The following is a 24589-nucleotide window of genomic DNA, read 5'->3' as shown; positions in this document are numbered from 1 at the left end:
TTGAAGATAACTGCCACGCCAAAGAACAACCAGACCACCCGGAACCTGGACTTCAGCGACAATGCCGCGGCCCAGGTCCTGTTTGGCGACCTCAACCGTAACCTGCAGACCGTGGAACAGGCTACCGGCGTCTCCATCCACGCCCGCGGCAACCTGCTCCAGGTCAAGGGCCGCAGCCACGCCGTCGGCCTGGCCGCCTCGGTCCTGGAGCAGCTCTACGAACTGATCCGCAAGGGCTATCCCATCTTTACTCAGGATATCGCCTTTGGGGTTAAAATCCTGGAATCATCTCCCAGGACCCAACTCGAGGAGATCTTTCTCGACAAGGTGTACATCACCTCGCGCAACCGGGTGGTTTCACCCAAGAGCGTCAACCAGAAACGCTACATCGAGGCCATTCGCCACAATGACATTGTTTTCGGCATCGGTCCGGCAGGAACCGGCAAGACCTATCTTGCCGTGGCCATGGCGGTTTCGGCCCTGGCCAGCGAACAGGTCCGTTCCATCATCCTCACCCGGCCAGCGGTGGAAGCGGGCGAAAAACTGGGCTTTCTGCCCGGCGACATGGCCCAGAAGGTGGACCCCTACCTGCGGCCGCTCTACGACGCCCTTAACGACATGCTCGGCCAGGACAAGGCCCAGGAGCTGGTGGAGCGCGGAATTATCGAAATCGCGCCGCTGGCCTTCATGCGCGGCCGGACGCTGAACAACGCCTTTATCATTCTGGACGAGGCCCAGAACACCACCCGGGAGCAGATGAAGATGTTTCTCACCAGGATCGGTTTTGACTCCAAGGCCGTGGTCACCGGAGACATCACCCAGATCGACCTGCCCGGCTCGACCCGTTCCGGCCTGGTAGAGGCCCAGAATATCCTGGAAGGCATCCGGGGCATCCACTTCAGCCGTTTTGCCAAGTCCGACGTGGTTCGCCACCCGCTGGTTCAGGAAATCATCCAGGCCTACGAAGACCAGGAAGTCCGGGTTGCGGCCCGGTCAGGCAGGAAGAAAGAAAAGAAGCCATCAACCATTCTCCGGGCCGAGTAATACCCCATGCCAGTCCATATCCAGAGCCACCACCCAGCGCCGATCAGTACAGCTCTCCTTGCCAGGCGGACCCGCTGGCTGCTGCGCGAACTCGGTTGTGAAGGAAAGAGCCTGAGCATTATCCTCGTCGATGACGAGACCATGGCCGGGTACAATGCCCACTACCGCCACCGCACCGGTCCCACCAACGTGCTCGCCTTTGCCGCCGGAGGAGAAGAGCTGCCCCCCGGGCTGGCCCCGGCGGATGAACTCGGGGACATCATCATCTCGGTGGACACGGCCTCGCGGGAGGCAACACAGACCGGAACCACCCTGCACCAGCGTCTGACCCGGCTGATCGTCCATGGCCTGCTGCATCTGCTGGGCTGGGACCACGAACGATCCGAGTCCGAGGCAGAAGCCATGTGGGACCGGGAACTGCAACTGATCCATCAACTGCACGAGTCAAGGAGTGATACCATGCCTCATCTTGCCATCAATGTAGACCATGTAGCCACCGTGCGTCAGGCGCGCGGGATCGACGAACCCGACCCGGTCCTGGCCGCCGGTATCTGCGAGCTGGCCGGCGCCTCCGGCATTGTGGTGCATCTGCGGGAAGACCGCCGCCACATCCAGGACCGCGATGTCTGGCTGCTGCGGCAGACGGTGAAGACCAAGCTCAATCTGGAGATGGCCGCCTCCAAGGAAATCATCGGTATTGCCCTGGATATCAAGCCGGACATGATTACGCTGGTCCCGGAAAAACGCCAGGAACTGACCACCGAAGGCGGCCTGGACGTGATCGGCAATGAAAAGAAGATTCGCAAATGTATAGCCAAAATGGAGAAAGCCGGGATCCCTGTCTCCCTGTTCATAGACCCGGACGCGGTCCAGATCGAGGCGGCCGTTGATGTAGGAGCCACTTTTGTCGAACTGCATACGGGCCGCTACTGCGATGCGACCACGGAAAAGGAACGGGACCGGGAATTCCGCCTCATAGAAGAATCAGCGGAGCTGGCCTTTGCCTCGGGGCTGCGGGTCAATGCCGGCCATGGACTGGATTATCTGACAACCCCGAGGATCGCCGCTCTGGACACCATCGAGGAACTCTCCATCGGCCATGCGATCATAACCAGGGCTGTGTTTGTCGGCCTGGATCAGGCCGTCCGGGAGATGCTTGAGCGGATCAGACCTCCTTTTCCAAAGCACTGATCTGCTCGTACTGCCCCAGGACCACCAGAATATCACCGGGCAACAGGACCGTATCCGGGCCGGGATTGAACAGCATCTTCTCGCCGGCCCGCTTGATGGCGACCACGATCACGTCATATTTCTGGCGGATGCCCGATTCCATCAGATTTTTCCCCTTGAAGGAAGCATTCTCACTCACCAGAAGTTCCTCCATCCGCAGGCCCAGTTCTCCGGCATGCATGGTCAGATCGATAAAATCGATAACCGTGGGCCGGACGATAAGCTGGGCCATCCGCCTGGCCCCGATGTAGTAGGGCGAGATCACCTTGGAAGCCCCGGCCCGCATCAGCTTGGTTTCAGCGCCGTGGGCGCCGCTGGAGCGGGCCAGGATAAACAGATCGGGATTGAGACCGCGGGCGGTCAGGGTAATGTAGAGGTTATCCGCATCTGAAGAAACTACGGCAATAAGCCCCCTGGCCCGCTGGATTCCGGCCTTGAGCAGGATATCATCGTCCGAGGCTTCCCCGTGAAGCTCGATGTATTCCTCCTTTTCGATCTCCTTGATGACCTCCTCATCCCGCTCTATCACCAGAAAGGGCCGGTTGTTTTCCTTTAAAATCTCGCAGATCACCTGGCCGATACGGCCAAAGCCGCAGACGATATAATGATCCCGCAACCGGGCAATCTTTTTGTTCATTTTTCTCCTCTCCATGATTGAACGAAAACCGCCCTCCACCATGGTCTCGGTTATCTTGCCAAAGACATAGAAGACCAGGCCTACCCCGGCGAAAACCAGGAGTACGGTAAATACCTTGCCGGCGGGATGCACCGGAACAATATCACCATAGCCGACAGTGGTAATGGTGATCACCGTCAGATACATACCCTCCCAGAAGCCGGTATGCTCAAACAGCATATAACCAAAGGCACCGCCAAGCATGAGCAGCACCAGCATAAGGACAATGTTAGTAATTTTCTGCATAAATTCTGAACAGTTACCTCAAAAGCAGCTTCCACTCACCGCTCGCCGCCTGATTCCATCTTCCCCAACTATAGCATATCCTCCCCTGCCGGTACCAGTAACATCCTGAAACATAAGATCTTTGCCGTCTCCTCAATTGACAAACCCAGGCCACGCGTGTAAAGTATGGCCGTTTCACAACTGTCGGATAACCAGCCTCATCCCGCACTGTGAAACCAACGAATCAACCCGTACCGGGTAAGGATTTCTACGATATACGCCCGGATGGCGGAACTGGTAGACGCAAGAGACTTAAAATCTCTCGGTGCTAGTCACTGTGCGAGTTCGATTCTCGCTCCGGGCACCATGACATCATCCAGGGGCTTCCATTAAGCTCCGATAAACCCGCAGACTTCAAGAGTTTGCGGGTTTTTTTGTTCCATTGCCTTCCATTATTTTCCGTTGACATCCGCAACACAAAGCGGGTACAAAGGTGGGTACAGGCTTTCAAGAAGCGAATACCCATATTTTTTGTACCCACCTTATGTGGAGCCCTCATCATGTCAAAGCTCACGGCAATTCAGGTCCGCAACGCAAAACCCAAAGACAAGGGATACAAACTGGGAGACGGGCACGGTATGTACCTGCATGTGGCCAGGTCTGGAAAGAAGACATGGCGGTACCGGTACAAAATAGCAGGTAAAGAATCAACCTATGTGCTGGGAGAATACCCGCTTATGAATCTCAAGCAAGCCCGTAAAGCCCGGGAAAAGGCCAGGGAACTGGTGAAGGCCGGTTTAAACCCGGCAGAGGAACGAAAAAAGAAGAGACAGAAAGCCAGGACACAGCCACAGGTTGAAAAAAAACCTGACAGGGACAGTTTCGAGGCAATAGCCCTGGAATGGATCAGCCAGCAAAAAGACCGATGGAGCAGGGAACACGCCATGGCGGTCCGCTCGTCCCTTGCCCATGACGCCTTCCCTGCCCTGGGGCACCACCGGATAGACACCATAACCCCGCCCATGGTGCTTCAGGTTATCCGAACTATCGAAAATCGCGGATCCCTGGAGATTGCCCGCAAGGTTTTACAGAGGATGAATGCGGTCTTCCGGTATGCGGTCCAGACTGGCCGGGCCACCTACAACCCGGCAGCAGACATGAAAGGGGTACTCAAAACCAGGAAGGTCACTCACATGCCCGCCCTCGATGCAAGGGATCTGCCTGAATTCCTGCGGAAGCTGACCACATCCAAACTCCACGTAACCACCAGGCTTGCCCTGAAGTTCACCATTCTGACCGCAGCCAGAAGCGGAGAGGTCCGCGGGGCCACCTGGGATGAAATCGACCTTGACGGGGCAGTCTGGCGAATACCTGCCGAACGTATGAAAATGAGTGTTCCCCATATCGTTCCGCTTTCCAAACAGGCGGTGGCGATCCTGGAGCGGGCCGGCAAGCTGTTCGGGTACACCGGCTATGTCTTTCCGGGCATCAGGCAGGACAGCAAAAAACTATCCAGCAACACCATGCTTTATGCCATGCACCGCCTGGGGTACCAGGGCAAGGCCACCGTGCATGGTTTCCGGGCGGTTTTCAGCACTATCGCCAACGAAGCAGGGTTCAACCCTGACGCCATCGAGCGGCAGCTTGCGCACCGGGAACGCAACCAGGTGCGGGCCGCCTACCACAGGAGCGAATACCTCGAGCAACGCAAAGAAATGATGCAGTGGTGGGCCGACCACCTGGACTACCTTGAAGCCGGGGCCGAGGTCATCCCGATCAACAGGACGGCTGCCGGCACGTAACCAGACATCCAGTTCGAGCGCGGATAGGAGCTGACTGATCATCAACTCCGAAAAGCTGTTCCCCTCTGGCAGCCTTCCGCGCTTGATTCTTTTTCAGAGGTAACCCGAGAGGGAGGTTACATGAAATACAGTATAAATTTTATACCGATCAAAAATCTGATGGAAACTCATCAAATATCAAGAGACATCATAATTGCAGAAGCGATACAGGGGAACCTTAAACTATATGCTCAATGGCATGGCGAGTGGAAGTGCATACCGCCAAAGGATCTGGAATACCTGCCTCACCCAGAAGAGCCGTTCCCCCAAAAAAAAGATGTTCTTGGGATTTTAAAATATCGTTTCACAGTATCAAAAGGACTCCATATCAAAAAAGAAGACCTTGAAAAATATTTGGCTGCGAACAAGGAAGATAACGAAAAGAAAGAGAAACTTGATTCCCTTGGTGATGTTTTTGACTGCATAGCTGACGGTGACTTAACCAAAGGTGAAAAAAAGTCACTGAACAACTTAAGAAAAAAAATTCCAGAAGCATTAAAATTTTGCATTTTAATAATGATGGAGGCAGCAAAAGTGGGCGAGAACGGACAAGTAGAATGGGAGAAATATAGCCGGGACAAGCTTGAAAAGATGGCAGTGGATCGCGGGCTACCAGGCGTAATTGGGAGGGAAACCCATAAACAATTGCCCGGCGAAATGAAGGGAAAGTGATGTCTTTTACGCAATTTTAGCAGGTTCAACGCAATTAACAGAAAAATTATTCAGCAGATAACCACTTAGAATTACAATAAAAGTAGTCTTTACAAGGCGCAGTTTCATGAATACTGAAACTGCGCCTTTTTTTTGTTTGAACGGCGGCAAATAATGACAGCAACAAACACGGAGCGCTCCGGAGCCTATCAAGCCAAATTCAGCTTTTACGGAGAAGAAAAGAATGACTGCTGTAACCCTACTCAAGATCAAGGACGTTGAACGAATCACTGCTCTGAAGAAATCAGCTATTTATCAGGGAATTCATGAAGGCACCTTTCCAGAGCCTGTTCGCTTGTCCAAGAGATCGGTGGCCTGGAGATCCGACGAGCTTGAAACCTGGATCGAGAGCCGCCCCCGAGTAACCGCAGCCAGGAGCGCAAAGGAGGCTGCTGAATGAAGTGCTTTACCTGGAAACAGCATGATCGAGCCGGGCATGGGCTTCAGGTGTTGTACAACCAGAGCCTGATGGTATCCGACGCCATCCACCGGGGGTACCCTCGAAAGAACAAGCTTTGCCTGATGACAACAAAAGTTCAGCGGGCCGTGCTGGCGTTGCGAGAGATCCTCGAAAACCAGGCCATGACGGACTTTCAGAACGATCGTGACCGGGCCGGGAAACTCTATTTCAGGAGTGGGCAGCCTGACTTTTCCTGCCCGGAACTCCTGGTGGGTGTTCCCGGGATGTTGGCCAGAGAGTTTCAGCATATCCAGGAAAGAAGAAAAATGGCCGGGACAAAAAGGAAGACCGGTTTGACCCAGGCCGAGGCCCAAGCCCTGGTTATCGCCCTTGACCACTGGCAACAGAGAGTTGTTCTACTGCAAATCGACCTGCTGGACTCATACGGCGCAGGGAGCAAGGCTGTGTCTGCCGCAGATACCCTGCTTCGGACAATTCAGGACCTCAGCAAAATTCTCTCGATAATCCATCCATACTGCATGGAGAAACTTCATGAAAGATAACCAACTGACACTCGGGGAAGATAGACACTCTCAAGCAGCTCATGACCTGCCCTTGCTCTGCCTCTTGCTTACACATCACGCTTGCCACATTCGTGCGGTCTATAACCATGACCTTGAAGATCTGTCGGCCCAGGCTCAAAAGGCCGCAAATGCTGTCAGCCTCCTGGTGAGCATGCTCCGCGAGCAGGCAGAGAAAGAACACCCTGGCGCGGACTGGCTCGAACTCTACACTCAGCTTGAAAATTATACCGGCACCCAGTGGCCACCGAAGATCATCGGGAAGAGGGAGGCCAATGATGGACTTGCCTGATATAACCTTGTCCGAGCTCAAACAGTCCGAGTATTGGACACCGAAGACGAGAATAAGCGGGAACACAATTCAAGGGCTTACTTGTTCGGTCTGTGGCTTCGTCGGGGTCGGATGGGCCTATCTATCTGCCCCCTATAGCATCAACTGCAATCGCCTAAATCATTGTGGCGCCAGGACTAAGACTCTCGATCTGCTGGATATCCGAAAAGACATCGAGAAGCACTTTAAGCCGACCAGGCAGGATCCCCAGCGGCCGGCCAGAGCATACCTTGAGTCGAGAGGAATCAGGCAGGCGCTCAAAGGCCTGAAATTTTATTACCAGAAGAACGTAAGGAATTCGGGCACCGGCGCTGTTATGTTCCCGATCGGCAAAGACGAGAAAGGGAAAACCGTTGCCAACGGCCGCCTTCTCTCGCCGCCATCCGGAGTGGGAAAAACCCACAACAGTGGCTCGACCAGCGGCATTTTCTGGCAACATCCAGGGATCGAGTACGACCCGTATAGCCCAACCTATGTTGTCGAGGGAATTATTGACGCCTTAAGCCTCGTCGAGATTGGCCACCAGGCCATCGCTGTTCTTGCCGCCGGCCAGGACCCGAAAAAACTGGATCTTGCGCGTTTCAAAAAGCTGGTTCCAGCCTTTGATAACGATTTGGCCGGAGCCAGGGCCACCAAAAAATGGATAGATATTTATCCTGACATGCAGCCCATCATGCCGGATAGGGGTATGGATTGGAACGACCTTCTTTGTTCCGGCCCAGCCGAAGATGTGAAAAAGCGGTTCTCGGAGAGCCTGCCGCGATTTCTGGTCAATGCTCAGCTTGCCCTGGCCGGCTCGGCTCATGAGTATGCCACCATCTATCATGGGTTCTTTGGCTATCCACCGGGGATATTCGTGCACGATGGTTGCACCCACTTTGCGTTCTTAAAGAAACGTGGAGACGAGGCCAGGCTCGTTGTAGAGCGATGCGGCAGGTTTACCCTGAAGGTTGTTTCCTATCGCAAGGACACGTCCAACCCGGAAAATCCAGAGTACCGCTACCACCTGGAGATCCAACCCAAAGGATCCCGCCCTGTCCAAACAGCGGCCTCAGGGCGCGACCTGGCCACCCCGAGGGGCCTCAAGGAATTCTTCCTTACAAGAGCCAAGGTCGCCTTCGAAGCCAATGCCAACGCGGCAACCGCCATCGCGACAACCATCACCTCCAGCAAGGCCCCGAGGTGCTTCAGTACTCCTTGACAGGCTATCAGCGGGAAAATGGCTGGTACGTTTACCGTTATTTCGCCATCGATCCTGCCGGCAAGCTCCTCTTCCCGGACAAACGCGGCCTGTACAAAATCAGCTTTCGCGATTTTGCCACACCTCCGGCCCATGCCGCAGAAAAGGCCATCAAGCCCGCTGAAACCGGTCTTGAAGTCCGGGACATCCACAAGCTTGTCACTTCAGCCTGGGGAGACAATGGGGCTGCAGCCCTGGCCTGGATGGCGGCGGCCTGGTTTGTGAACCAGGTCAAAGAAAGGGTGAACTTTTTCCCCTTCCTGTCCTTCCATGGCGACCCGGCCAGCGGCAAGAGCGCCCTCACCGTCGTACTGAACGCCATGCAGGGCGTGGATGGGGAAGGAATCCCCCTTAGCCAGCTCAACACGAAAAAGGCCCTGGCCCGGTCCATTTCGCGGGTGTCCGGCCTGTTCACCGCCCTGCTGGAAGATAACCAGAGGAACGAGAAGGCATTTGACTACTCTATTCTTCTCACCGGGTACAACTCCGGGCCCCTGCAGCTAAAGGCAGCCTTCAGTAACGACAATCGCGTGTCAGAGAGCCCTTTCCAGGGGAGCTTGCTTTTTGTTCAGAACACGGAGCCCTTCAATCAAAAGGCCGAGAAGCAGCGCGTCATCTCCCTGCAGTTCGATCATACAGACCTGACCGAGCAGACCAGGGCAGCCTATGAAGAGCTTGTCAAGATCCCCTTACCCGAGCTGGCCCGCGTCCTGGTGCTGACCCTGCAGAAGCGCCAGGTTTTCGAGGAAGGCTGGATCAAGGAATACCAGAAGGCTATCAACGATCTCTGTCCCATGGATAACCGGCGCATCCTGGAGAATCACGCCTTGATACTCGCTTTCCACCGACTTTTTTGCCGGGTCCATGGAATCAAATACAATCTGACCAGCTTCATGCTGTCCACCGCTCATGAGAAGTGCCGAACTTCCGCTGCCCGTGAATATAGCCTGGCTGATCATTTTTTCGAGACCATAGACCTCCTGGACAAGGAAAAAGCCGCGGCCTGCCTGCACCTGGACCCAAAAAAAAGGCTGATCTACATCAACCTGCCCGGCATCGAGCAGTTGATACGGAACAAGGGAATTCAGTTACTTGTCAGTAGTCATTTAACCCGCGCCCTCATGCAGCATCCCGCTTATATCGAAAATTCAAAACGCTTCCGCTTTCCCAACGATCCGGAGATGGATAATTCAGGACGCCCCAAACAAAGAAGAGCATGGGTTTTTGACGCCAATAAGTTCGATTAATGCCAGAAAACACTTTCGAGCCCTGTCACCACCGTCATTTTTCAACCGATTTGGTGACACCTGTAAAAACAAGGGGGTAAGCATGTTTGCTTATATTATATATAATAATATTATATAGTTATATATATAATATTATTAAAAGGTGACAATGGGGACAGTGTGGACACCCCTTCTTCACTATTATAGAGCGTTTTCAGATTCTCCTGTTTTTAAAGTTATATGGCATAAATTTGGTGTCACCAGTGTGCACGGTGTCACCAGTTGCGCAAATTCAGGTAGATAGAAAGCGTTTTTGCTGTCACCACGGCTGTCACCGCACTGTCACCATTTCACCAGTGAGCACACCTATGAGTCTCTTTGATTTCATCGAAAATGATCATGACCAGGCCCAGGAGCCGGTGACACCACCAGCCCAAACCGGGTCAACATCACCGCCCAGGGTAGCCAACAGACACAGCCGGCAACCAGGGACCCAGAAAACCAGGCACCACCGGCCCAGGAAGGCTGCCAAGCCGGAAAAGCTCAAGTTCCTGAAGCCCTGCCCGATCTGCGGGGGCCGTGAGTTCACCTACGGCAGGAACGGCGGCTTTTACTGTACCACCTGCCAGCCAGGCATTCCTGGACGCCTGGTAATTGCTCTTGGCCACAGGGGGGGGCAGGAAGCGGAGAGCGTGCAGGGGCTACCCTGCGGTGGTTGTGGATCCACCACCTACAAGAAGAAAATGGACGGTTTCCAGTTCCCGGATGGCAGCGTAACCGATGGCTGGCACTGTGGCGGTGAGCACTGCGGTGTCAAGCTGTTCACCGGTAACAAAGAAACAGACCGAAAAACCAGGGAGCAGCGCCTTGAAGGTAACCAGGGCAGGCAGGACCTCCAGGGGGAGGCTGTCCAGCCCCGGAGACAACGCTTGGAGGGGGAAGCACGCAGGTGCTTCCACGCAGCATTTCCCTGGCTCATGGAGCACCTGCCGGAGCTGCTGGCAGCCGGCTGGACCAGACCCGAGCTGTTCAGGCGCGACAAAACAGCCTGGCCAGTCGGCCGCTGGGGAGTCGCCTGGCTGTCAGTGTGGAGTAAAAAAAATCTGACCATAGCCCTTGGTGTCCAGGGAGAGCTCACCTTCAGTTTCCCTTCATCAGGAAGGCAAATTGTGCAACGAACCTACCCAGCGACAGAAAAAAAATCGTCAAAAACCTGACACATCAAAAAAATGAAATCATGAGTCCAACAAACGCCATAAAGGCCACCATGTGGCACACAAAACACCCATGCAACACAAAAGTTGCATTTTTACTACCTAAAAACACTCAATTTTTTACAGAGACATGCTTATTGTCCAGATGTCCACCGTTTTCAGGACAACCTCCATGCGGAAATGTCGAGCTGGGCCAAACCGTCTCACGTCGAGACCCGGGAAGGACCCGTGCCCAAATCAGCCTCAGCAGCACATTATTTTCTTTATCTGTACCGAAAAAATTTATCACACGGGGTCGGGGGTGCATATAAGCAAACGCCTCATGTTAAGCAAGGGAAAGGCCTTAGCGACGGTGCAGCTACAAGCAGACATACAAATTACCATTCATAACTGTCAAAAAAATGACGTACGGAAACGCAACCGATCTTCAGCAATATGCGCAACATGTGCACTCGGCAAAACAATTACTGGTTAATATCAATGGATAAAATATTATCCACGTTGCTATGCCAGCGGACAGTCAACCTGCCGGCATAGACAAGCATGGATGTGACAATGGAGGAAGTCATGAAGAAATAATATTGAGAGAAAAGCAAGGAAAACAACTGGTTGCACTAATAATCACAACAAAGAAACGGAGACCATCATCATGGCAAAAACAAAAGAGCCCGCAAGCACAAGTGTAAACCCTCGTGATCTGGCCGATGACGTACTGGACATCCTGGAAGAGAGCCTGGACGTGAGAAAGGCGGCAAGGATCCTTACTGAAGCCATCGAGAAGAAAGAACGCCTTGAATCGGACATGGAGAACCTCATGGCGAGAGAAGAGGACCTGGAACAGGAGATTAAAAATCTCAAGAAAAACTTCGGCGCAGAGGACTCCATCAGCGATATGAAGAAACTGAAAAGCCTGACCATCGAGCGGCAGGCAGTCGCTGAAAGCATCGAGTTGCTGGGGCAGCAACTGAAAGATACCGGGAAGCTGGCCCGCGCCATCGTGGACCAGACGAACCACATCCCGGTTATCGTTAACCTGGAGCTTGCGCCTGTTGCGGCCAAATGGCAGGAGGATGTGGACAGAAAGGTTGATGAGCTGCTGCAGATGCTGACCATATATCAGGACGCTGCCCGTATTGTGTGCAAGAAACAGGACATCGTTCCCAGTGATATGTTCGGCACTATGGCGCTGCGTCCCATTATGCCCAAGATAAAGGAAATCAGACGCTTTGAGCGCTTTACAGACATGCTCGTGATCTGAAATGCCGTACAGCGCTCGGGAAGATCAATCATATCACTCTGTAACGAAAAGGAGTTTACCCATGGCAAAAGAAAAGAAAACCACCACAACCTTAACAGCAGATAAGCTGGCAGATGAAATGCTGGACACCATGAAGAAAGATCCCCAGATCTGCAAGGTGTCGGAAGAGCTGACATCAGCCCTTGAGCAGAAAAAGCGCCTGCAATCCGATCTGACATACTTTCAGGCAGAAAAGGAGCAGATCAAAACCGAGATCGAGATATTGAGGAAAAACTTCGGGGAACATGACACTGAAAGCGACATGGCCAGGCTCAAGGATCTCACTGCTGAACTGGAAGCGATCACCGAGGGCATCGAGCTCGTGCAGGTACGGCTAGAGGAGCGAAGTGACTTGAAATGGAGAATCGACGACAAGAAAAAATCACTGCCCATTGCCGTCACAAGTGCGCTGAAACCTCTTACTACCAGGTGGCAGAAGGAAATCGATGAAAAAGTGGACGAACTGTACCAGATGCTGTCAGCGTACCAAGAGGCTTTCCACATTGCCTGTTCTGAACAGAATATTGCCCACAGAAACGTACTCACCACCATCGTACTGCGCCCTCTCCTGCCCAAGATAGACATTGAGCGGTTCGAGCTCTTTACAGACGTGTTCATGACGGCATCCATGCGAGGGTCAAACGGAGCAGCAGGACAGGCCGGAGTAGACGGCAATAACGGAAACGCAGGCCCCTCAGACATATTTACATCACTTTCCGGTGGTGGCTACAGGGCAGCAGGTCTGCCGCCGCTGAAACAAGAGTATTGATCGCAGGATAACCCGGAATCAATACACTGCACGTTTGCAGGGGCAGCCGGCACGGTTGTCCCTCCCGATTACCGCTCATCGCACTGGAACAGACAGGATATACCAACCATGCCTATTGAAGAACCACGGAACTCCAGCAGGCACCATCAGGCAGACCAGCGGTCCTGCCCCAATGACTGGCCGGATGAATCGTATATCCACGGCTGCAAGCTCCTGCTGGTGGCCTTGTTCCGCCCGGAAATGTACCGGAAGTACCGGGAGCTGCAGACTATCAGCAGAAACAGGCAAAGCAGAGACGACAGTGGCAGCCAGCCCACTGGCCATCACCAGTAACCAGCAGGCCGTGGGATATGCTGTATTTTGACGCCACAAGAGGCCGAAGCCGGGTTTACGGTTTCCGGTACATGGTCAGACAGACCAGGCGCAGGAACAGGGCAAATCAGCGCTTCTTTGGGGATGGTGACGCAAGTCTGCCGACAATGGCCGGGTCACCACACCATCCACAGGGGTACAAGACCCGCTGCCGGATAAATAATTATCCATCCTGCCCGTGGCGTTGGCCAGGGCACTACAAAAAAGTTGCCTGCGAGTTGCCTGCCGAGGCAACCAGATTATCAACAGTAGAACAGAGAGATATGAAAAAAGTTGCCTGGTTGCCTCTGTATCAGGAGAACAGGCGCCTTTTCACCCTGCCCGCTGCGAACACAACCCCCCTGTGGTCATCCTGTGGCCATCACCACCGACAGCACCTCAGCCGGGGCATGAAACCCGGCAGCCGCCTGCAATTATCACGGACGCGCCGGCGATACAACATACAGTGGCTTGAATAACCGTTGAACATCCCTTATGGTAATGATATGAAGACATCAATGCGGAACATATTGAACGGCCTTGGAAGTGTCCTTCGCATAATGCCGACACGCAAGGTCAGCGACTTTTCCCGCTTCGTGCCTCGGGAAACAGATGAAGAGCGTATACTTGCCATCTGGCAACAGGTAGGGGACGATCTGAGGGGGGTCGTGGATCTTTATTCCGATGAGCTGCAAGAGCAAACCAGCAGGCCTGTGCATTGAGCGTTGAGAGAGGCAAGACAAATGAATCCGTTGGAACTGGCAAAATTCATCCTGGCAACATATCCAGACAAACATATCACGCCAATGAAGTTACAGAAATTGGCGTACTATGCAAAGGTGTGGTCTCTGGTTGCCGGCGAGCCTTTTATCAAGGCACAGTTTGTTAAATGGGCTTACGGTCCGGTAAATCAGGCCATTTACACAGCCTTTAAAAAATATGGCGCTGATCCGATCCCATCCAAAGGGATCGCAGTAAACATTGACCAGCCCAAAGAGAAACTTTTGCAGTTTATCCTGGATAACTACGCCGATTATTCCGCATTCGCGCTGAGTGCCATGACCCACAGCGAGAAGCCGTGGAAGGAAACGCCGGACAATGCCGTTATTACGGACGAAGCGATTGTTGCATATTACAGCCAGAAGCCATTTGCAAAAAATTTTACACAAGACTACCCCGGTAAGCCTTTTTACGTCCTGCAGTCAAATACATGGCATTCATTCACGCTGGATATGGACAAAAACGAGGCAGAATCCTTTGCAGTGTACTCCTCTTATGAGGAGTTCAAGAAGCTGGCAAATGCGGCCGCGATTGATTTCAAAAACCTGCTGGATGGCCTCAGTGTCACTGCCTGAGTGAATCACGATTACGACAGTCACGATAAAGACCATTTTCGCTGCCTGCAGCGCGACTTTCCCGTAAACACCACCATACCGGTCCACACTGCTCTATCCATTGTTCACGCCAGATATGACAAACTTAACACAGAGGCCTTTGTAAAAATTCTTGAGTCACTGGATGACCTGGAATTCCCTTCCTTTTTCTCCAGGCTTCCCCTTGCGTTACATACCTATCTTTTCAAAGACATCTTGTCCAATGCAGACAGGTACCGCCTTGAATCCGACCCTGGGCAGGGAGCGGTATTTTTTGGCCAGGGCCAGAAATTCGCAGGAGCTCCACCGGGCAAAATTAAACACCTGATCCGGGATGCCTGCTCCCGCCTCATTGTGGATCATGAACACGCTGTCTATAATGCGGTAAAATTTTACCAGCAGTTTGTCATGATTCATCCGTTTTATGATGCCAATGGCAGGATCGGGCGTTTTATGGTCGAGATTTACCTTAACTTTCATGGCATTGGTATTTCCTGGGAAGCTCTTTGTTCCAATGAGAAATGGATAAAAAAACTGAATGACTGTCACAAGAGAAGTACCAGCCATACATACGAACTGTATATTGGCCGGCTGAAACAACACTGGGAACAATTTATATTTGTGGAAGGCCTGGACGCTCCATCGATCTGCCCAAGGTAGCAGACCATACCAGGACACCTGTCCGGCCTTTTCTTTTTCCGCAGCCCACCAGGTTATCGCACCATCCACAGGTGGGATCACCAGAGCACATTCACTGTTTGATAAAAGTTTACCCTCTTCCCGGGCCCCAGGTACCGGCAGCCTTTCCTTACCCGGAAAAGTTTCCTTTAGGTTTCTGAAAGAGACAGGCGACTTTTCACCCTGCCCTGGGCGATCAAGCCACCACCGTGGTCGGTTTCCTGAAAAGCGCTTGACCCTTACCGTTGGTTTTATTATTAAAATTTTTGTGATGAGGTTCAAGTGGATATCCTTTGCTTCTAAAGCTTGAACCAAGGGCCTGGCAATGTGCCGGGCCCTTTCTTTTTCCGCACACCGAGCCAGACCACCACGCGATCCACAGGTGTACCAGCCATACCACTCCCGCCACTGGATAAAAAAAATATCAAGCCTACCGCCAGCCCGGAGGCCATTAAAAGTTTCCTCCGAGTTTCCTGAAAGTTTCCTGCCGAGGAAATCAGATTATTAACGATAAAACAGAGAGATATGAAAAAAGTTTCCTGTTTCCTCTGTATCAGGAAAACAGGCGACTTTTTACCCAGCCCGCCGCGATCACACCACCCCTGTGGTCATCCTGTGGCCACTGGCCGTGCATGGCAGGCTGATAAAGAACCGGAAACAGTGTGCCCCATGAAGATGGGATATCACCGGGATCCAGAGCACATGGGAGCGTACTACTGCCCGGCTGCCACCAGGGAGCCGGTACAGTGCGGAGAGCATCACCAGTAACCAGCAGGCCGCGAGATATGCTGTATTTTGACGCCACAAGAGGCCGAAGCCGGGTTTACGGCCTCCGGTACATGGTCAGACAGACCAGGCGCGAGAACAGGGCAAATCAGTGATTCTTTCGGGGTGATTACGCAAAGCCACTGGTAATGACCAGGTCACCACACCATCCACAGGGGGTACAAGATTCACTGTCGGATAAACAATTATCCATCCTGCCCGTGGCGCTGGCCAGAGCGCTACAAAAAAGTTGCCTGCGAGTTGCCTGACAAGGCAACCAGGTTATCGACAGTAAAACAGAGAGATATTCAAAAAGTTGCCTGGTTGCCTCTGTATCAGGAGAACAGGCAACTTTTCACCCTGCCCGCTGGAATCACACCACCCCTGTGGCCATCCAGGGAAAAATCATTGGCTTATTCGTTATGTTGAGCTACACCATATCATGGTGATTGCAGCAGGGGTGATCCAGATACGAGCCTCATTTCACCCCGCCCTGGGCCCGGTATATTACCGGGCCCTTTCTTTTTCCGCACACCGAGCCAGGCCGCCGCGCGATCCACAGGTGTACCAGCCATACCACTCCCGCCACTGGATAAAAAAATATCAAGCCTGCCGCCAGCCCGGAGGCCATTAAAAGTTTCCTGCGAGTTTCCTGAAAGTTTCCTGCCGAGGAAACCAGATTATTAACGATAAAACAGAGAGATATGAAAAAAGTTTCCTGTTTCCTCTGTATCAGGAAAACAGGCGACTTTCCACCCTGCCAAGCGCGATCACACCACCCCCTGTGGTCATCCTGTGAAAAAAGCTCTTGACCATGGCCGCCCTGGTGGGCTATCAAGAAAGAGCCTACTTCACAAACCGGTTTGCCGTCCGTTATCCGGCTGTTTTTATTTGCACTGCTTTGATTTGTCTATGGGAAGCTGCGGGTAGCCGTGAGGCCCCGGCCATTGTTTGTGATGGTAGGCCAGCTTCCCATTTTTTATGAGGTGCAAAGATGCCTGAATTCACCAACCCCACCAACCGCTCCGCTCCCTTTCTTCCAGACCGCAACACCCCTGAAATCCAGCTCATGCCTGCAGACACGGCCTGTCGTATCGAGACGGTTGAAGGTGTCATCGACAGGGCATTGGGCGTCCTGGCCATCCTTACCACGTCACCTGACCATGTAAGAGAGTTCCCTGTGGAGACCGTCAACGCCATCAAGGCGGTCTCTGTTACCATGCGGGCTGCATGCAACCAGCTAATGCAGGACTGCAGACACAACATGCAGCAGAACCAGGAAACCAGCACGAAAGAGGAGGTGGCGTAATGCAGGCCGAGACCAAGAGAACATGGACAATCGACGGAAAGACGATCCACGAAGACGAGGTGAAGGTGGTGGAGATGGAATGGCACGTCTGTGATGAAATCCTGGCTCCGCTCCAGGCTGTTTTCACGATGATGGCAGACTACGACCAGACCTACACCGGCCCGATCGGAACAGCAGGCATGATTGGTGAAGTTACTGTTGAACATGCCCGGGAAAGGATTGCTGAGTTCTTCTCCATGCTGAAAAAGGAGGTGGCCGATTTTGAGCTGATCGTGGCAACCGGCGCAACCCCTGGCATTCCGAGGGGAACCCTGCTGGCCATCGAGGCCAAGCGAGACAGCGCACAAGAAGAGGAGGTGGCGTAATGTTCATGGAAGAAAAGAGAAAGAGCAATGACGCCCTGCTGTACCAGAGCGCTGGGAATATGGAAAAAAGCAGTGATGCAATAACCGACCTGGTCAGCGCCATTTCCGCAGACAGGCCAATCACAAACATCGATGAACTGCAAACTGTATCCTCGACACTCAGCAACGTGCTGGCCTTTATGGAAACCAGTACACAGGCAATGGGGAGTTACGAGAGCCAGCTCCCCGATGGATCATACTTCCTTGGCATGAGCGAGGTTCTCCAGGCCTGCCGCCTGATTTCTTTACGGATAGAGCAATACTTTCACACCAGCCAGGAGGGCTGACCATGACCAGACCCATGGCGCTGCCAGTACTGCAGGCCGGGGTGCCGGAGATGGTCAAGGCCTTTCCGCAATGGGTTCTCTGGCGCTACGAGCGCCAGGGATCCCGCTGGGCGAAGCCACCCTACCAGCCGAATGGTAAACGGGCAGACAAGACCAACCCGGCACACTGGAGCGAATTTTCCGAGGTCATGGCCGCCTACGAGGAAGGCGGCTATGACGGCATAGGATTCTGTGTCACCGGCGAAGATCCGTTCACCTTCATCGATCTTGATCACTGCATAAACGAACAGGAAACAGGCAAAGAAGCCCGGGAAATACTCGCCCTCATCGACAGCTACACCGAACTGAGCCCCAGCGGCACCGGCCTGCGGATCATCACCAGGGGGCAGGTGCCGGCCAACATCAAACGGCGCGGCGTTGAAATCTACAATCGCGCATGGTACCTGACCATTACCGGCCAGGTGTACGGCAACCGGAAAGAGATCGCAGAGCGCCAGGAACAGCTTGACCGGCTGATTGCCCGCTATGACGCACCCCCTGTGGAAACCCATGTGGCCACCACCGCAGGTTTGCAGGAGGAAGACAGGGCCGCGCTGCAGCGCATCCGCAATAGCAGACAGGGCGAACGGTTCACCAGGCTCTTTGACGGGGACCTGACCGGATATGCCAGCCAGAGCGAGGCAGACCTTGCCCTGTGCTCTATTCTGGCTTTCTGGACAAAGAACGACCAGCAGGCCATGGACAGGATTTTCCGGGCCTCCGGCCTGTACCGGCCCAAATGGGACACCAGGCACGGCAACCGCACCTATGGTCAGAGGACCATGGACAGGGCCACAGCCCAGACCGGGGAACCGCTGGCTCCTGCCGGGGACGACCGGAAGCAAATGGCCCGGGAGCCGGCCTGGGAACCATCTGCAAATATCATTTCTGCCCATAACCTGCTTGCCATGAAGTTACCACCGAGGCAAAACCTGCTCGATCCCTGGCTGCCGGAACAGGGACTTTGCCTGCTGCATGCTTACCGTGGCGTCGGCAAGACCCATGTCAGCCTGGGCATAGCCTGTGCCGTTGCCACCGGTTCCTCCTTTCTTGGCTGGGAAGCCAAAGAACCACAGGGGGTTCTGTTTATTGACGGAGAAATGCCGGCAGTCACCATCCAGGAACGTCTCCGGCACACCCTGGCCACCATGGATATCACCAGGGCGCACAACCTCCAGATCATCACCCCGGATCTGCAGCAGGGGGGCATGCCGGATCTTGGCACCCGACAGGGGCAGGCCCAGGTTGACGCGGTACTGACGGAAAATATCAAGCTCATTATCGTGGACAATATTTCCACTGTCTGCCGATCCACCCTGGAGAACAAAAGCGACTCATGGCTTCCGGTACAGGAATGGGCGCTGCGCATGCGTGGACAGGGCAAATCAGTGCTCCTGGTGCACCATGACGGTAAAGGAGGCCAGCAGAGAGGCAGCAGCCGGAAAGAAGACGTGCTGGATACCGTTATTCAGCTTGTCAGGCCAAACCACTACACACCCGACCAGGGCGCTGTCTTTGAGGTCCACTTCCGCAAGAACCGGGGCATTCACGGAGAGGACGCCAAACCATTCGAGGCCAGGCTGACCAGCACGGACGGCGCTTTTCACTGGCAGACCAGGACGCTGGAAGAAAGCAACCTGGACAAGGTGGCCATGCTCCTGGAACAGGGGTACCGGCAAAAGGAAATAGCCGAGGAGCTGAACCTGAGCAAAGGATACACATCCAAGCTGATCAAAAAAATAAAAAATCAACAACCCTGAAATGCCACAACGTGACAGAAGCATGGCTTGGAAACCGAAGCCAAAAAACATGCAAAAATGGACAAAAGTTTCCTGTTTCCTCCCTATAGTACAGGAAACCAGGAAACTTTTGGTCAACCCGGCAGGAAACCATAAGGAAACTTACCAATATAACATGCTGATTTAAAAGAAAAACCACAGGAAACCCGACAGGAAACTTTCAGGAAACTGACCAGGAAACTTTTCAGGCAAAAAGTTGCCAAAAGTTTCCAGCCACAGAGTGGTAGGAAACTTAACGTCTCCCGGACCACAAAAAATGCAAAAACCAGAAAGCAGTGCAGTGCTACATCGTAGAAGCGCAGGCCGGACACCACAGCATGACCGGAAGAGTATCCGGCCTGCCTCTGCCTGATCGTCATGAGAGGAAAAAAAGATGCCAGTCTATCACGTGAAGATCGGTGCCAGGCGAACCACGGTAAGCCTGCCCAAAATACTGTCAACCCTGCTTGCCATCAAGCTGAACCGGAAGCCAAAAACAAAGGAGGCTGCCCAGGCGGTGCGATCCTGGCTGCAGCAGGCCATTGATAAGGAAAACGACCCGGGCATGGTTTATGTTTCCAGTGTCCTGCAGGAAGAGGCGATTCTGTTCATAGCGGATAAAAGTTTATCCGATCGATACCTTGAATTCCTGTGGGAAGATGACGAGGACCTACAGGCCGAAAAGGACGATTAAGGCTGTCAGGTATCCGGCCACAGAGATGGATACCTTTTTATCAACCCCTTACAGAAAAGGAGGTAGGCAATGAGCGACTACAAGGTAACATGCTACGAAAACGGCAAGGCGATCGGCATGGTCAAGTACACCGATAACCTGGACCACTGGGACGGCAGCAACTGGACATGCGGTTCACCAGGACGCCACCTCGGTATTGGCCGGACAAAAGATGGTCGGTATTACCTCTGCCACGGCACCCAGTGGCAAGGTGAACGCGACCATGCTGAAATCGTTTCCGAGGAAGAAGCCAGGGAAACCGTACTGCACCACAACCCGGACGTGTACGAGGAGATCTTCAATGAAGCAATCCCGGAACTGTAGATTCAGGATACAACTTCCCCGGGCACACCTGTTACCTCTGCACAAAGCGGGTACAAAAGCGGGTATTTCAGAAAAAAACATTTTTTCCAATACGACACAAACAACAACAACTCAGGATGATATAAAAAATTTATCGGCTCCCGCTCCGGCACCAACAAGCAATTCATCTCTTTTAAGGGATGTTCACGAAGCCCGCAACCCCGCAGTGGTCAGCGGGTTTTTTCTTTTTTCTTCCCGCACCCTTCCATTATTTTATACTGAACTCCCGGGACCTGAGCTGGTACCACAACAGGTACAGGATCCGGCCCTGCCTTCTGCCTCTCTCTTTTACCCGCAGAATAGAGCCGTTCCCTTTTTCTCTCCGTTGTTTTGATTTCCACCTTTTTCCTGGACACGGATATGGATTTTCCATATCCTGTTATCAGCTGTTACAAAGAACTATTGTTATCAATAAACCGTCTCACACATACAGCCGGTTGCCGGCAAATTTCGGAGGATACACCCATGACAGTTTTCAGCTACACCGCTAACCAGCTCTTTGAATGGCTTGTCGACAGAAAGGACATGACCGTCCTTGATGTGCGTAACGACAAGGATTTCAACCGGTTCCACGTCGAAGCCCCCTACCCGTTCGACATGATCAATGTCTCCTATTATGATTTCATGGAGATCGAGGATGAAAGCGTGGCCAGGGTCCCGAAGAACAAACCGGTAAGGATCGTCTGCGCCAAGGAGGGCTCAGCTAAATATGTGGCTGAAATTCTCGAAAAGCATGGCTTTGAGGATGTGGGATACCTGGCCGGTGGCATCAAGACATGGGGTAATTTACTGGTGCCAAAGCTGGTGGAGGAAAACGACTCGTACGTCCTGTACCAGTTTATCCGCCCTGGCAAGGCCTCGTGCAGTTACGGCCTGATCTCCGGCCGGGAGATCATGTTTTTCGACCCGTCCAGGAACGTGGATTTCTACCTCCAGTTCGCCAGGGAGCATGACTGCAAGGTAATCAAAACCTTTGAAACCCATCTGCAGGCCGACTATATCGCCGGCAGCCGTATGATCGCCGAGCAGACCGGGGCCGAGTTCCTGGCCAACGACGCTGATTTCAAGGATTCCAAGAACAACTATATCAGTCTGCAGGACGGGGAGGTACAAACCTTTTCCAGTGGCGGCCCTGAGGTCAGGGTTCTTTTCACTCCCGGTCACACTCCTGGTTCCACCTCGTTTATCATCGACGACCGGTTCCTGATCTCCGGCGACACGGTGTTCATCGAATCCATGGGCCGGCCCGACCTCGGCGGCCAGGCTGAACCCTGGGCCAAGATGCTTTTCAAATCCATGAACATGATTAAAGAGCTCGATCCCGGCCTGATTGTTCTGCCCGGCCATTACATCAGCTGGGACGAGGCCAACGACGATCTGCAGTTTGCCATGCCGCTCGGCGATGTGATCAAGCGCAATGATGCCATCTACAGCATCGACAACGAAGACGACTTTATCGCCTTCATCAAGGAGAACATGCGGCCCCAGCCGGAAGAGTACAAAACCATCCGGATGGTCAACGCCAACCTCGAACAGGTGGACGACGAGCGGGCCGAGGAACTGGACCTGGGCAAGAATGAATGCGCAGCTTCCGCCTATGCCAAGGCCCAGGCTGAAAAAGAAAAAGCAGCCTGAGAGTTCCCACAGTCCCATGCGGCAAATCATCGAGATCAGCACGGACCGTCGTGAAACCCTGGTGGACATCACCGCCCGGGTCGAAGCGGCGATCCGTGCTTCCGGCATACATGACGGTCTGGTTTCCGTCTACGCCCAGGGTGCCACCGGTGCCATCATGATCCAGGAAAACTGGGACCAATCGGTGCAAAACGACGTGGTGACTCTCCTTGGCAACCTCATCCCCCGGGGTGTGTGGGAGCATGACCACCAGGATGGCAACGGCGATGCCCATCTCAAAGCCGGACTTGTCGGCCCTTCGGAAACTATCCCTGTCATCGAAGGAGAGCTTGGCCTTTCCAAATGGCAGAATATATTTTTCTGCGAATTCGACGGCCCGCGCCGCGTCCGGCGGATCGTCTGCACCATCCTGGCAGATCCCACAACATAGGACCCCCCGCCCCCTTCCTTTTCCGCTGTACCCAATGGTTAATCCGTCATTTTTGAAATAAAAGCATCCCCCCTTGTATTATCTGTTCCAGCTCCTATAATAGGAATTGATCTGACTGGAACCTGCTGACCGACAACCTTTCTCACTATTTCATGACTAAATGACCATCCCTGGCAAAGAAAGTAAGCTTTCGCTCTGGCGGCGCCTCTGGCAGCCTTTTTTCGACCTTTCGGTCTATGGTAAGTTCATCCTGATCCTCAGCAGTTTTCTCCTCGGATTTCTGCTTGTCGGTCTGTACAACTTCTACTTTGTCAACAACCTGAAAAAACAGCTCATAGGGATTTCCCACCGGTTTGACTCCCCGGAAATCAGTCAGATCGTCAACGCCTTTGACAGCTACCTGCTCACCGGCGCCCTGCTGGTCACCGGGGTCATGATCATCCTGACCATCACCAGCTTTCTCTGCGTTCAGGCCCTGGTCAGCCTGCTGCACGACATGACGGCCCGGCTGGAGGCCCTGCGCAAATCCACCGGGGACAACAATGATTGCTCCCCGGTATCCGAAATCCCGATCATCTCCCATGACGAGATCGGCACTGTCGCCAAGACCGTTAACGGCCTGATTGCCGACATCCGCAATGTGTCTCTCTTCCGGCGGACCATCGAGGCCGACGAGACCGCCGATGAGGTGTACAAGCGTCTGGCCTACGTCTTCCGCGATCGACTGGGGCTTTCCACTTTCATCATCTGGGAAATCCGTGACAACGGCGAGGCCATCACGCCGGTCTACAGCTGGCCGCCCGAGCTGGAAGACGAGACCTGCCAGATGAGCGCGGCCAACACCTGCCGGGCCAAGCGCACCGGCGAGGTGGTGATGTCCAGCGGCTATCCCGGCATCTGCCCTGTCTTTCCCCTGGCCGATATCATGACCCATACCTGTGTGCCGATGATGGTCGGCGGCCAGGTTCTCGGGGTGGTGCAGTTTCTTTTTCCCTTTGTCAACAGCCCGGAACGGGAGGCCTATCTCAAACGCAGCCTGCACCGGGCCCAGCAGTATCTGCGCGAAGCCCTGCCGGTGCTTCACGCCAAGCAGCTGGCCGAAAACCTGCACCAGATGGCCATCCGCGACACCATGACCGGTCTGTACAACCGCCGGTTCCTTGAAGGCAACATCAATCCGCTCATTGCCAGGATACGCCGGCGGGATTCCCACCTGGCCATCCTCATGTGCGATATGGACTATTTCAAAAAGGTCAATGACGAGCATGGTCACGAAGCCGGCGACATGGTGCTCACCGGCATTGCCCATATTCTCCAGAACTGTGTCCGCAGCTCGGATCTGGTCATCCGTTACGGTGGCGAGGAATTTCTCATCCTGCTGGTAGACTGCCAGCCCGACGACGGCGTGAAGGTAGCAGAGAAAATACGGGCCACGGTGGAGGAGAACCAGTTCCGCTTCGGCGGCATTGTTCTGCGCAAGACCATCAGTGTGGGCATAAGCGTCTTTCCCGATGATACCTCGGCCTTCTGGGAGGCGGTGAAATTCGCCGACGTGGCCCTGTACCGGGCCAAGGAAACCGGACGCAACCGGGTTGTGCGGTTCGACTCCTCCATGTGGGAAGGGCCGGATTACTGATCCTGCGGCTGGAACACCACTCC

General features: G+C 53.7%; 25 protein-coding genes, 1 tRNA gene and 1 pseudogene. 26 read left to right on the top strand and 1 reads right to left on the bottom strand.

Going from position 1 to position 24589, the window contains the following annotated elements; all coding sequences use genetic code 11:
- Together GF1_RS05870 and GF1_RS05865 are read left to right on the top strand one after the other, a co-directional pair.
- Positions 1–1044, top strand: a complete 1044-nt coding sequence (locus tag GF1_RS05870; RefSeq protein ID WP_267928706.1) for a PhoH family protein — start codon at positions 1–3, stop codon at positions 1042–1044.
- Positions 1045–1050: 6 nt separating this feature from the next.
- On the top strand, positions 1051–2235 hold the full coding sequence (locus GF1_RS05865; RefSeq protein WP_267928705.1) for a pyridoxine 5'-phosphate synthase: 1185 nt from the start codon (positions 1051–1053) through the stop codon (positions 2233–2235).
- Here the strand turns inward: GF1_RS05865 and GF1_RS05860 are convergent.
- A complete protein-coding gene (locus GF1_RS05860) occupies positions 2210–3196 on the bottom strand; it encodes a potassium channel family protein (protein ID WP_267928704.1) in 987 nt (328 codons plus the stop codon). The two genes, GF1_RS05865 and GF1_RS05860, sit on opposite strands and share 26 nt — an antisense overlap.
- 258 nt (positions 3197–3454) lie before the next feature.
- Between GF1_RS05860 and GF1_RS05855 the strand changes: the two genes are divergently transcribed.
- The 24 genes and pseudogenes from GF1_RS05855 to GF1_RS05740 all read left to right on the top strand — a co-directional run bounded on the left by GF1_RS05855 (position 3455) and on the right by GF1_RS05740 (position 24566).
- Positions 3455–3542 (top strand) — tRNA-Leu (locus GF1_RS05855).
- Positions 3543–3735: 193 nt separating this feature from the next.
- Positions 3736–4809, top strand: a pseudogene (locus GF1_RS05850) (tyrosine-type recombinase/integrase); the annotation flags it as partial.
- A 288-nt stretch (positions 4810–5097) separates the two neighbouring features.
- A complete protein-coding gene (locus tag GF1_RS05845) occupies positions 5098–5688 on the top strand; it encodes a hypothetical protein (RefSeq protein WP_267928702.1) in 591 nt (196 codons plus the stop codon).
- 223 nt (positions 5689–5911) lie between these two features.
- On the top strand, positions 5912–6127 hold the full coding sequence (locus GF1_RS05840; RefSeq protein WP_267928701.1) for a helix-turn-helix transcriptional regulator: 216 nt from the start codon (positions 5912–5914) through the stop codon (positions 6125–6127).
- Complete coding sequence (locus GF1_RS05835; RefSeq protein WP_267928700.1) at positions 6124–6690, top strand: hypothetical protein; 567 nt, start codon at positions 6124–6126, stop codon at positions 6688–6690. Before GF1_RS05840 ends, GF1_RS05835 begins: the two co-directional genes overlap by 4 nt.
- The gene (locus GF1_RS05830; protein WP_267928699.1) at positions 6680–7000 is read left to right on the top strand and encodes a hypothetical protein; all 321 of its coding nucleotides are present in this window, start codon (positions 6680–6682) and stop codon (positions 6998–7000) included. Before GF1_RS05835 ends, GF1_RS05830 begins: the two co-directional genes overlap by 11 nt.
- Positions 6984–8240: a toprim domain-containing protein gene (locus GF1_RS05825; RefSeq protein ID WP_267928698.1), complete on the top strand. Its 1257-nt coding sequence runs from the start codon at positions 6984–6986 to the stop codon at positions 8238–8240. The genes GF1_RS05830 and GF1_RS05825 overlap by 17 nt, the downstream gene beginning before the upstream one ends.
- Complete coding sequence (locus GF1_RS05820; protein WP_267928697.1) at positions 8237–9526, top strand: hypothetical protein; 1290 nt, start codon at positions 8237–8239, stop codon at positions 9524–9526. The genes GF1_RS05825 and GF1_RS05820 overlap by 4 nt, the downstream gene beginning before the upstream one ends.
- Before the next feature lie 347 nt (positions 9527–9873).
- Positions 9874–10722 (top strand): hypothetical protein, encoded by an 849-nt coding sequence (locus GF1_RS05815; RefSeq protein WP_267928696.1) that lies wholly within the window; start codon positions 9874–9876, stop codon positions 10720–10722.
- Positions 10723–11368: 646 nt separating this feature from the next.
- A complete protein-coding gene (locus GF1_RS05810) occupies positions 11369–11977 on the top strand; it encodes a hypothetical protein (RefSeq protein ID WP_267928695.1) in 609 nt (202 codons plus the stop codon).
- Positions 11978–12038: 61 nt separating this feature from the next.
- Positions 12039–12785 carry a hypothetical protein gene (locus tag GF1_RS05805; protein WP_267928694.1) on the top strand — a complete coding sequence of 249 codons (747 nt, stop codon included), beginning with the start codon at positions 12039–12041 and terminating at the stop codon, positions 12783–12785.
- Between the two features lie 108 nt (positions 12786–12893).
- Entirely contained in the window at positions 12894–13118 is a 225-nt protein-coding gene (locus GF1_RS05800) for a hypothetical protein (protein WP_267928693.1), read from the top strand.
- Between the two features lie 761 nt (positions 13119–13879).
- Positions 13880–14491, top strand: a complete 612-nt coding sequence (locus tag GF1_RS05795; RefSeq protein WP_267928692.1) for a Panacea domain-containing protein — start codon at positions 13880–13882, stop codon at positions 14489–14491.
- Complete coding sequence (locus GF1_RS16400) at positions 14492–15169, top strand: Fic family protein (RefSeq protein WP_353740426.1); 678 nt, start codon at positions 14492–14494, stop codon at positions 15167–15169.
- 1777 nt (positions 15170–16946) lie between these two features.
- Positions 16947–17261, top strand: coding sequence for a hypothetical protein (locus tag GF1_RS05785; RefSeq protein WP_267928690.1), 315 nt, complete (start codon positions 16947–16949; stop codon positions 17259–17261).
- Complete coding sequence (locus GF1_RS05780) at positions 17261–17626, top strand: hypothetical protein (RefSeq protein WP_267928689.1); 366 nt, start codon at positions 17261–17263, stop codon at positions 17624–17626. Before GF1_RS05785 ends, GF1_RS05780 begins: the two co-directional genes overlap by 1 nt.
- A 5-nt stretch (positions 17627–17631) precedes the next feature.
- Complete coding sequence (locus tag GF1_RS05775) at positions 17632–17952, top strand: hypothetical protein (RefSeq protein WP_267928688.1); 321 nt, start codon at positions 17632–17634, stop codon at positions 17950–17952.
- 2 nt (positions 17953–17954) lie between these two features.
- The gene (locus GF1_RS05770) at positions 17955–19751 is read left to right on the top strand and encodes a phage NrS-1 polymerase family protein (protein ID WP_267928687.1); all 1797 of its coding nucleotides are present in this window, start codon (positions 17955–17957) and stop codon (positions 19749–19751) included.
- A gap of 412 nt (positions 19752–20163) precedes the next feature.
- Positions 20164–20463: an exodeoxyribonuclease VII small subunit gene (locus GF1_RS05765; RefSeq protein WP_267928686.1), complete on the top strand. Its 300-nt coding sequence runs from the start codon at positions 20164–20166 to the stop codon at positions 20461–20463.
- Between the two features lie 69 nt (positions 20464–20532).
- On the top strand, positions 20533–20826 hold the full coding sequence (locus tag GF1_RS05760) for a hypothetical protein (protein WP_267928685.1): 294 nt from the start codon (positions 20533–20535) through the stop codon (positions 20824–20826).
- Entirely contained in the window at positions 20804–21199 is a 396-nt protein-coding gene (locus GF1_RS05755; protein ID WP_267928684.1) for a hypothetical protein, read from the top strand. Before GF1_RS05760 ends, GF1_RS05755 begins: the two co-directional genes overlap by 23 nt.
- Before the next feature lie 131 nt (positions 21200–21330).
- Positions 21331–22500 (top strand): MBL fold metallo-hydrolase, encoded by a 1170-nt coding sequence (locus GF1_RS05750; RefSeq protein ID WP_267928683.1) that lies wholly within the window; start codon positions 21331–21333, stop codon positions 22498–22500.
- A gap of 16 nt (positions 22501–22516) precedes the next feature.
- A complete protein-coding gene (locus GF1_RS05745; protein WP_267928682.1) occupies positions 22517–22930 on the top strand; it encodes a secondary thiamine-phosphate synthase enzyme YjbQ in 414 nt (137 codons plus the stop codon).
- A gap of 160 nt (positions 22931–23090) precedes the next feature.
- Positions 23091–24566 carry a sensor domain-containing diguanylate cyclase gene (locus GF1_RS05740; protein WP_267928681.1) on the top strand — a complete coding sequence of 492 codons (1476 nt, stop codon included), beginning with the start codon at positions 23091–23093 and terminating at the stop codon, positions 24564–24566.
- Positions 24567–24589 lie beyond the last annotated feature (23 nt).

Source organism: Desulfolithobacter dissulfuricans, from assembly GCF_025998535.1.
Classification (GTDB): domain Bacteria; phylum Desulfobacterota; class Desulfobulbia; order Desulfobulbales; family Desulfobulbaceae; genus Desulfolithobacter; species Desulfolithobacter dissulfuricans.
The sequence above is the reverse complement of the archived record's forward strand: the minus strand, read 5'-3'. Positions and strand labels throughout refer to the sequence as shown.

What these genes read in the sequence shown, in the direction of transcription:
- GF1_RS05825 (WP_267928698.1), top strand. Translation starts at nt 6,984, where the DNA reads ATGATGGACTTGCCTGATATAACCTTGTCCGAGCTCAAACAGTCCGAG.
- GF1_RS05795 (WP_267928692.1), top strand. Translation starts at nt 13,880, where the DNA reads ATGAATCCGTTGGAACTGGCAAAATTCATCCTGGCAACATATCCAGAC.
- GF1_RS05770 (WP_267928687.1), top strand. Translation starts at nt 17,955, where the DNA reads ATGACCAGACCCATGGCGCTGCCAGTACTGCAGGCCGGGGTGCCGGAG.
- GF1_RS05800 (WP_267928693.1), top strand. Translation starts at nt 12,894, where the DNA reads ATGCCTATTGAAGAACCACGGAACTCCAGCAGGCACCATCAGGCAGAC.
- GF1_RS05810 (WP_267928695.1), top strand. Translation starts at nt 11,369, where the DNA reads ATGGCAAAAACAAAAGAGCCCGCAAGCACAAGTGTAAACCCTCGTGAT.
- GF1_RS05755 (WP_267928684.1), top strand. Translation starts at nt 20,804, where the DNA reads ATGAAGCAATCCCGGAACTGTAGATTCAGGATACAACTTCCCCGGGCA.
- GF1_RS05740 (WP_267928681.1), top strand. Translation starts at nt 23,091, where the DNA reads ATGACCATCCCTGGCAAAGAAAGTAAGCTTTCGCTCTGGCGGCGCCTC.
- GF1_RS05830 (WP_267928699.1), top strand. Translation starts at nt 6,680, where the DNA reads ATGAAAGATAACCAACTGACACTCGGGGAAGATAGACACTCTCAAGCA.
- GF1_RS05815 (WP_267928696.1), top strand. Translation starts at nt 9,874, where the DNA reads ATGAGTCTCTTTGATTTCATCGAAAATGATCATGACCAGGCCCAGGAG.
- GF1_RS05860 (WP_267928704.1), bottom strand. Translation starts at nt 3,196, where the DNA reads ATGCAGAAAATTACTAACATTGTCCTTATGCTGGTGCTGCTCATGCTT.
- GF1_RS05805 (WP_267928694.1), top strand. Translation starts at nt 12,039, where the DNA reads ATGGCAAAAGAAAAGAAAACCACCACAACCTTAACAGCAGATAAGCTG.
- GF1_RS05785 (WP_267928690.1), top strand. Translation starts at nt 16,947, where the DNA reads ATGCCTGAATTCACCAACCCCACCAACCGCTCCGCTCCCTTTCTTCCA.
- GF1_RS05835 (WP_267928700.1), top strand. Translation starts at nt 6,124, where the DNA reads ATGAAGTGCTTTACCTGGAAACAGCATGATCGAGCCGGGCATGGGCTT.
- GF1_RS05750 (WP_267928683.1), top strand. Translation starts at nt 21,331, where the DNA reads ATGACAGTTTTCAGCTACACCGCTAACCAGCTCTTTGAATGGCTTGTC.
- GF1_RS05865 (WP_267928705.1), top strand. Translation starts at nt 1,051, where the DNA reads ATGCCAGTCCATATCCAGAGCCACCACCCAGCGCCGATCAGTACAGCT.
- GF1_RS05845 (WP_267928702.1), top strand. Translation starts at nt 5,098, where the DNA reads ATGAAATACAGTATAAATTTTATACCGATCAAAAATCTGATGGAAACT.
- GF1_RS05765 (WP_267928686.1), top strand. Translation starts at nt 20,164, where the DNA reads ATGCCAGTCTATCACGTGAAGATCGGTGCCAGGCGAACCACGGTAAGC.
- GF1_RS05745 (WP_267928682.1), top strand. Translation starts at nt 22,517, where the DNA reads ATGCGGCAAATCATCGAGATCAGCACGGACCGTCGTGAAACCCTGGTG.
- GF1_RS05780 (WP_267928689.1), top strand. Translation starts at nt 17,261, where the DNA reads ATGCAGGCCGAGACCAAGAGAACATGGACAATCGACGGAAAGACGATC.
- GF1_RS05760 (WP_267928685.1), top strand. Translation starts at nt 20,533, where the DNA reads ATGAGCGACTACAAGGTAACATGCTACGAAAACGGCAAGGCGATCGGC.
- GF1_RS05775 (WP_267928688.1), top strand. Translation starts at nt 17,632, where the DNA reads ATGGAAGAAAAGAGAAAGAGCAATGACGCCCTGCTGTACCAGAGCGCT.
- GF1_RS05840 (WP_267928701.1), top strand. Translation starts at nt 5,912, where the DNA reads ATGACTGCTGTAACCCTACTCAAGATCAAGGACGTTGAACGAATCACT.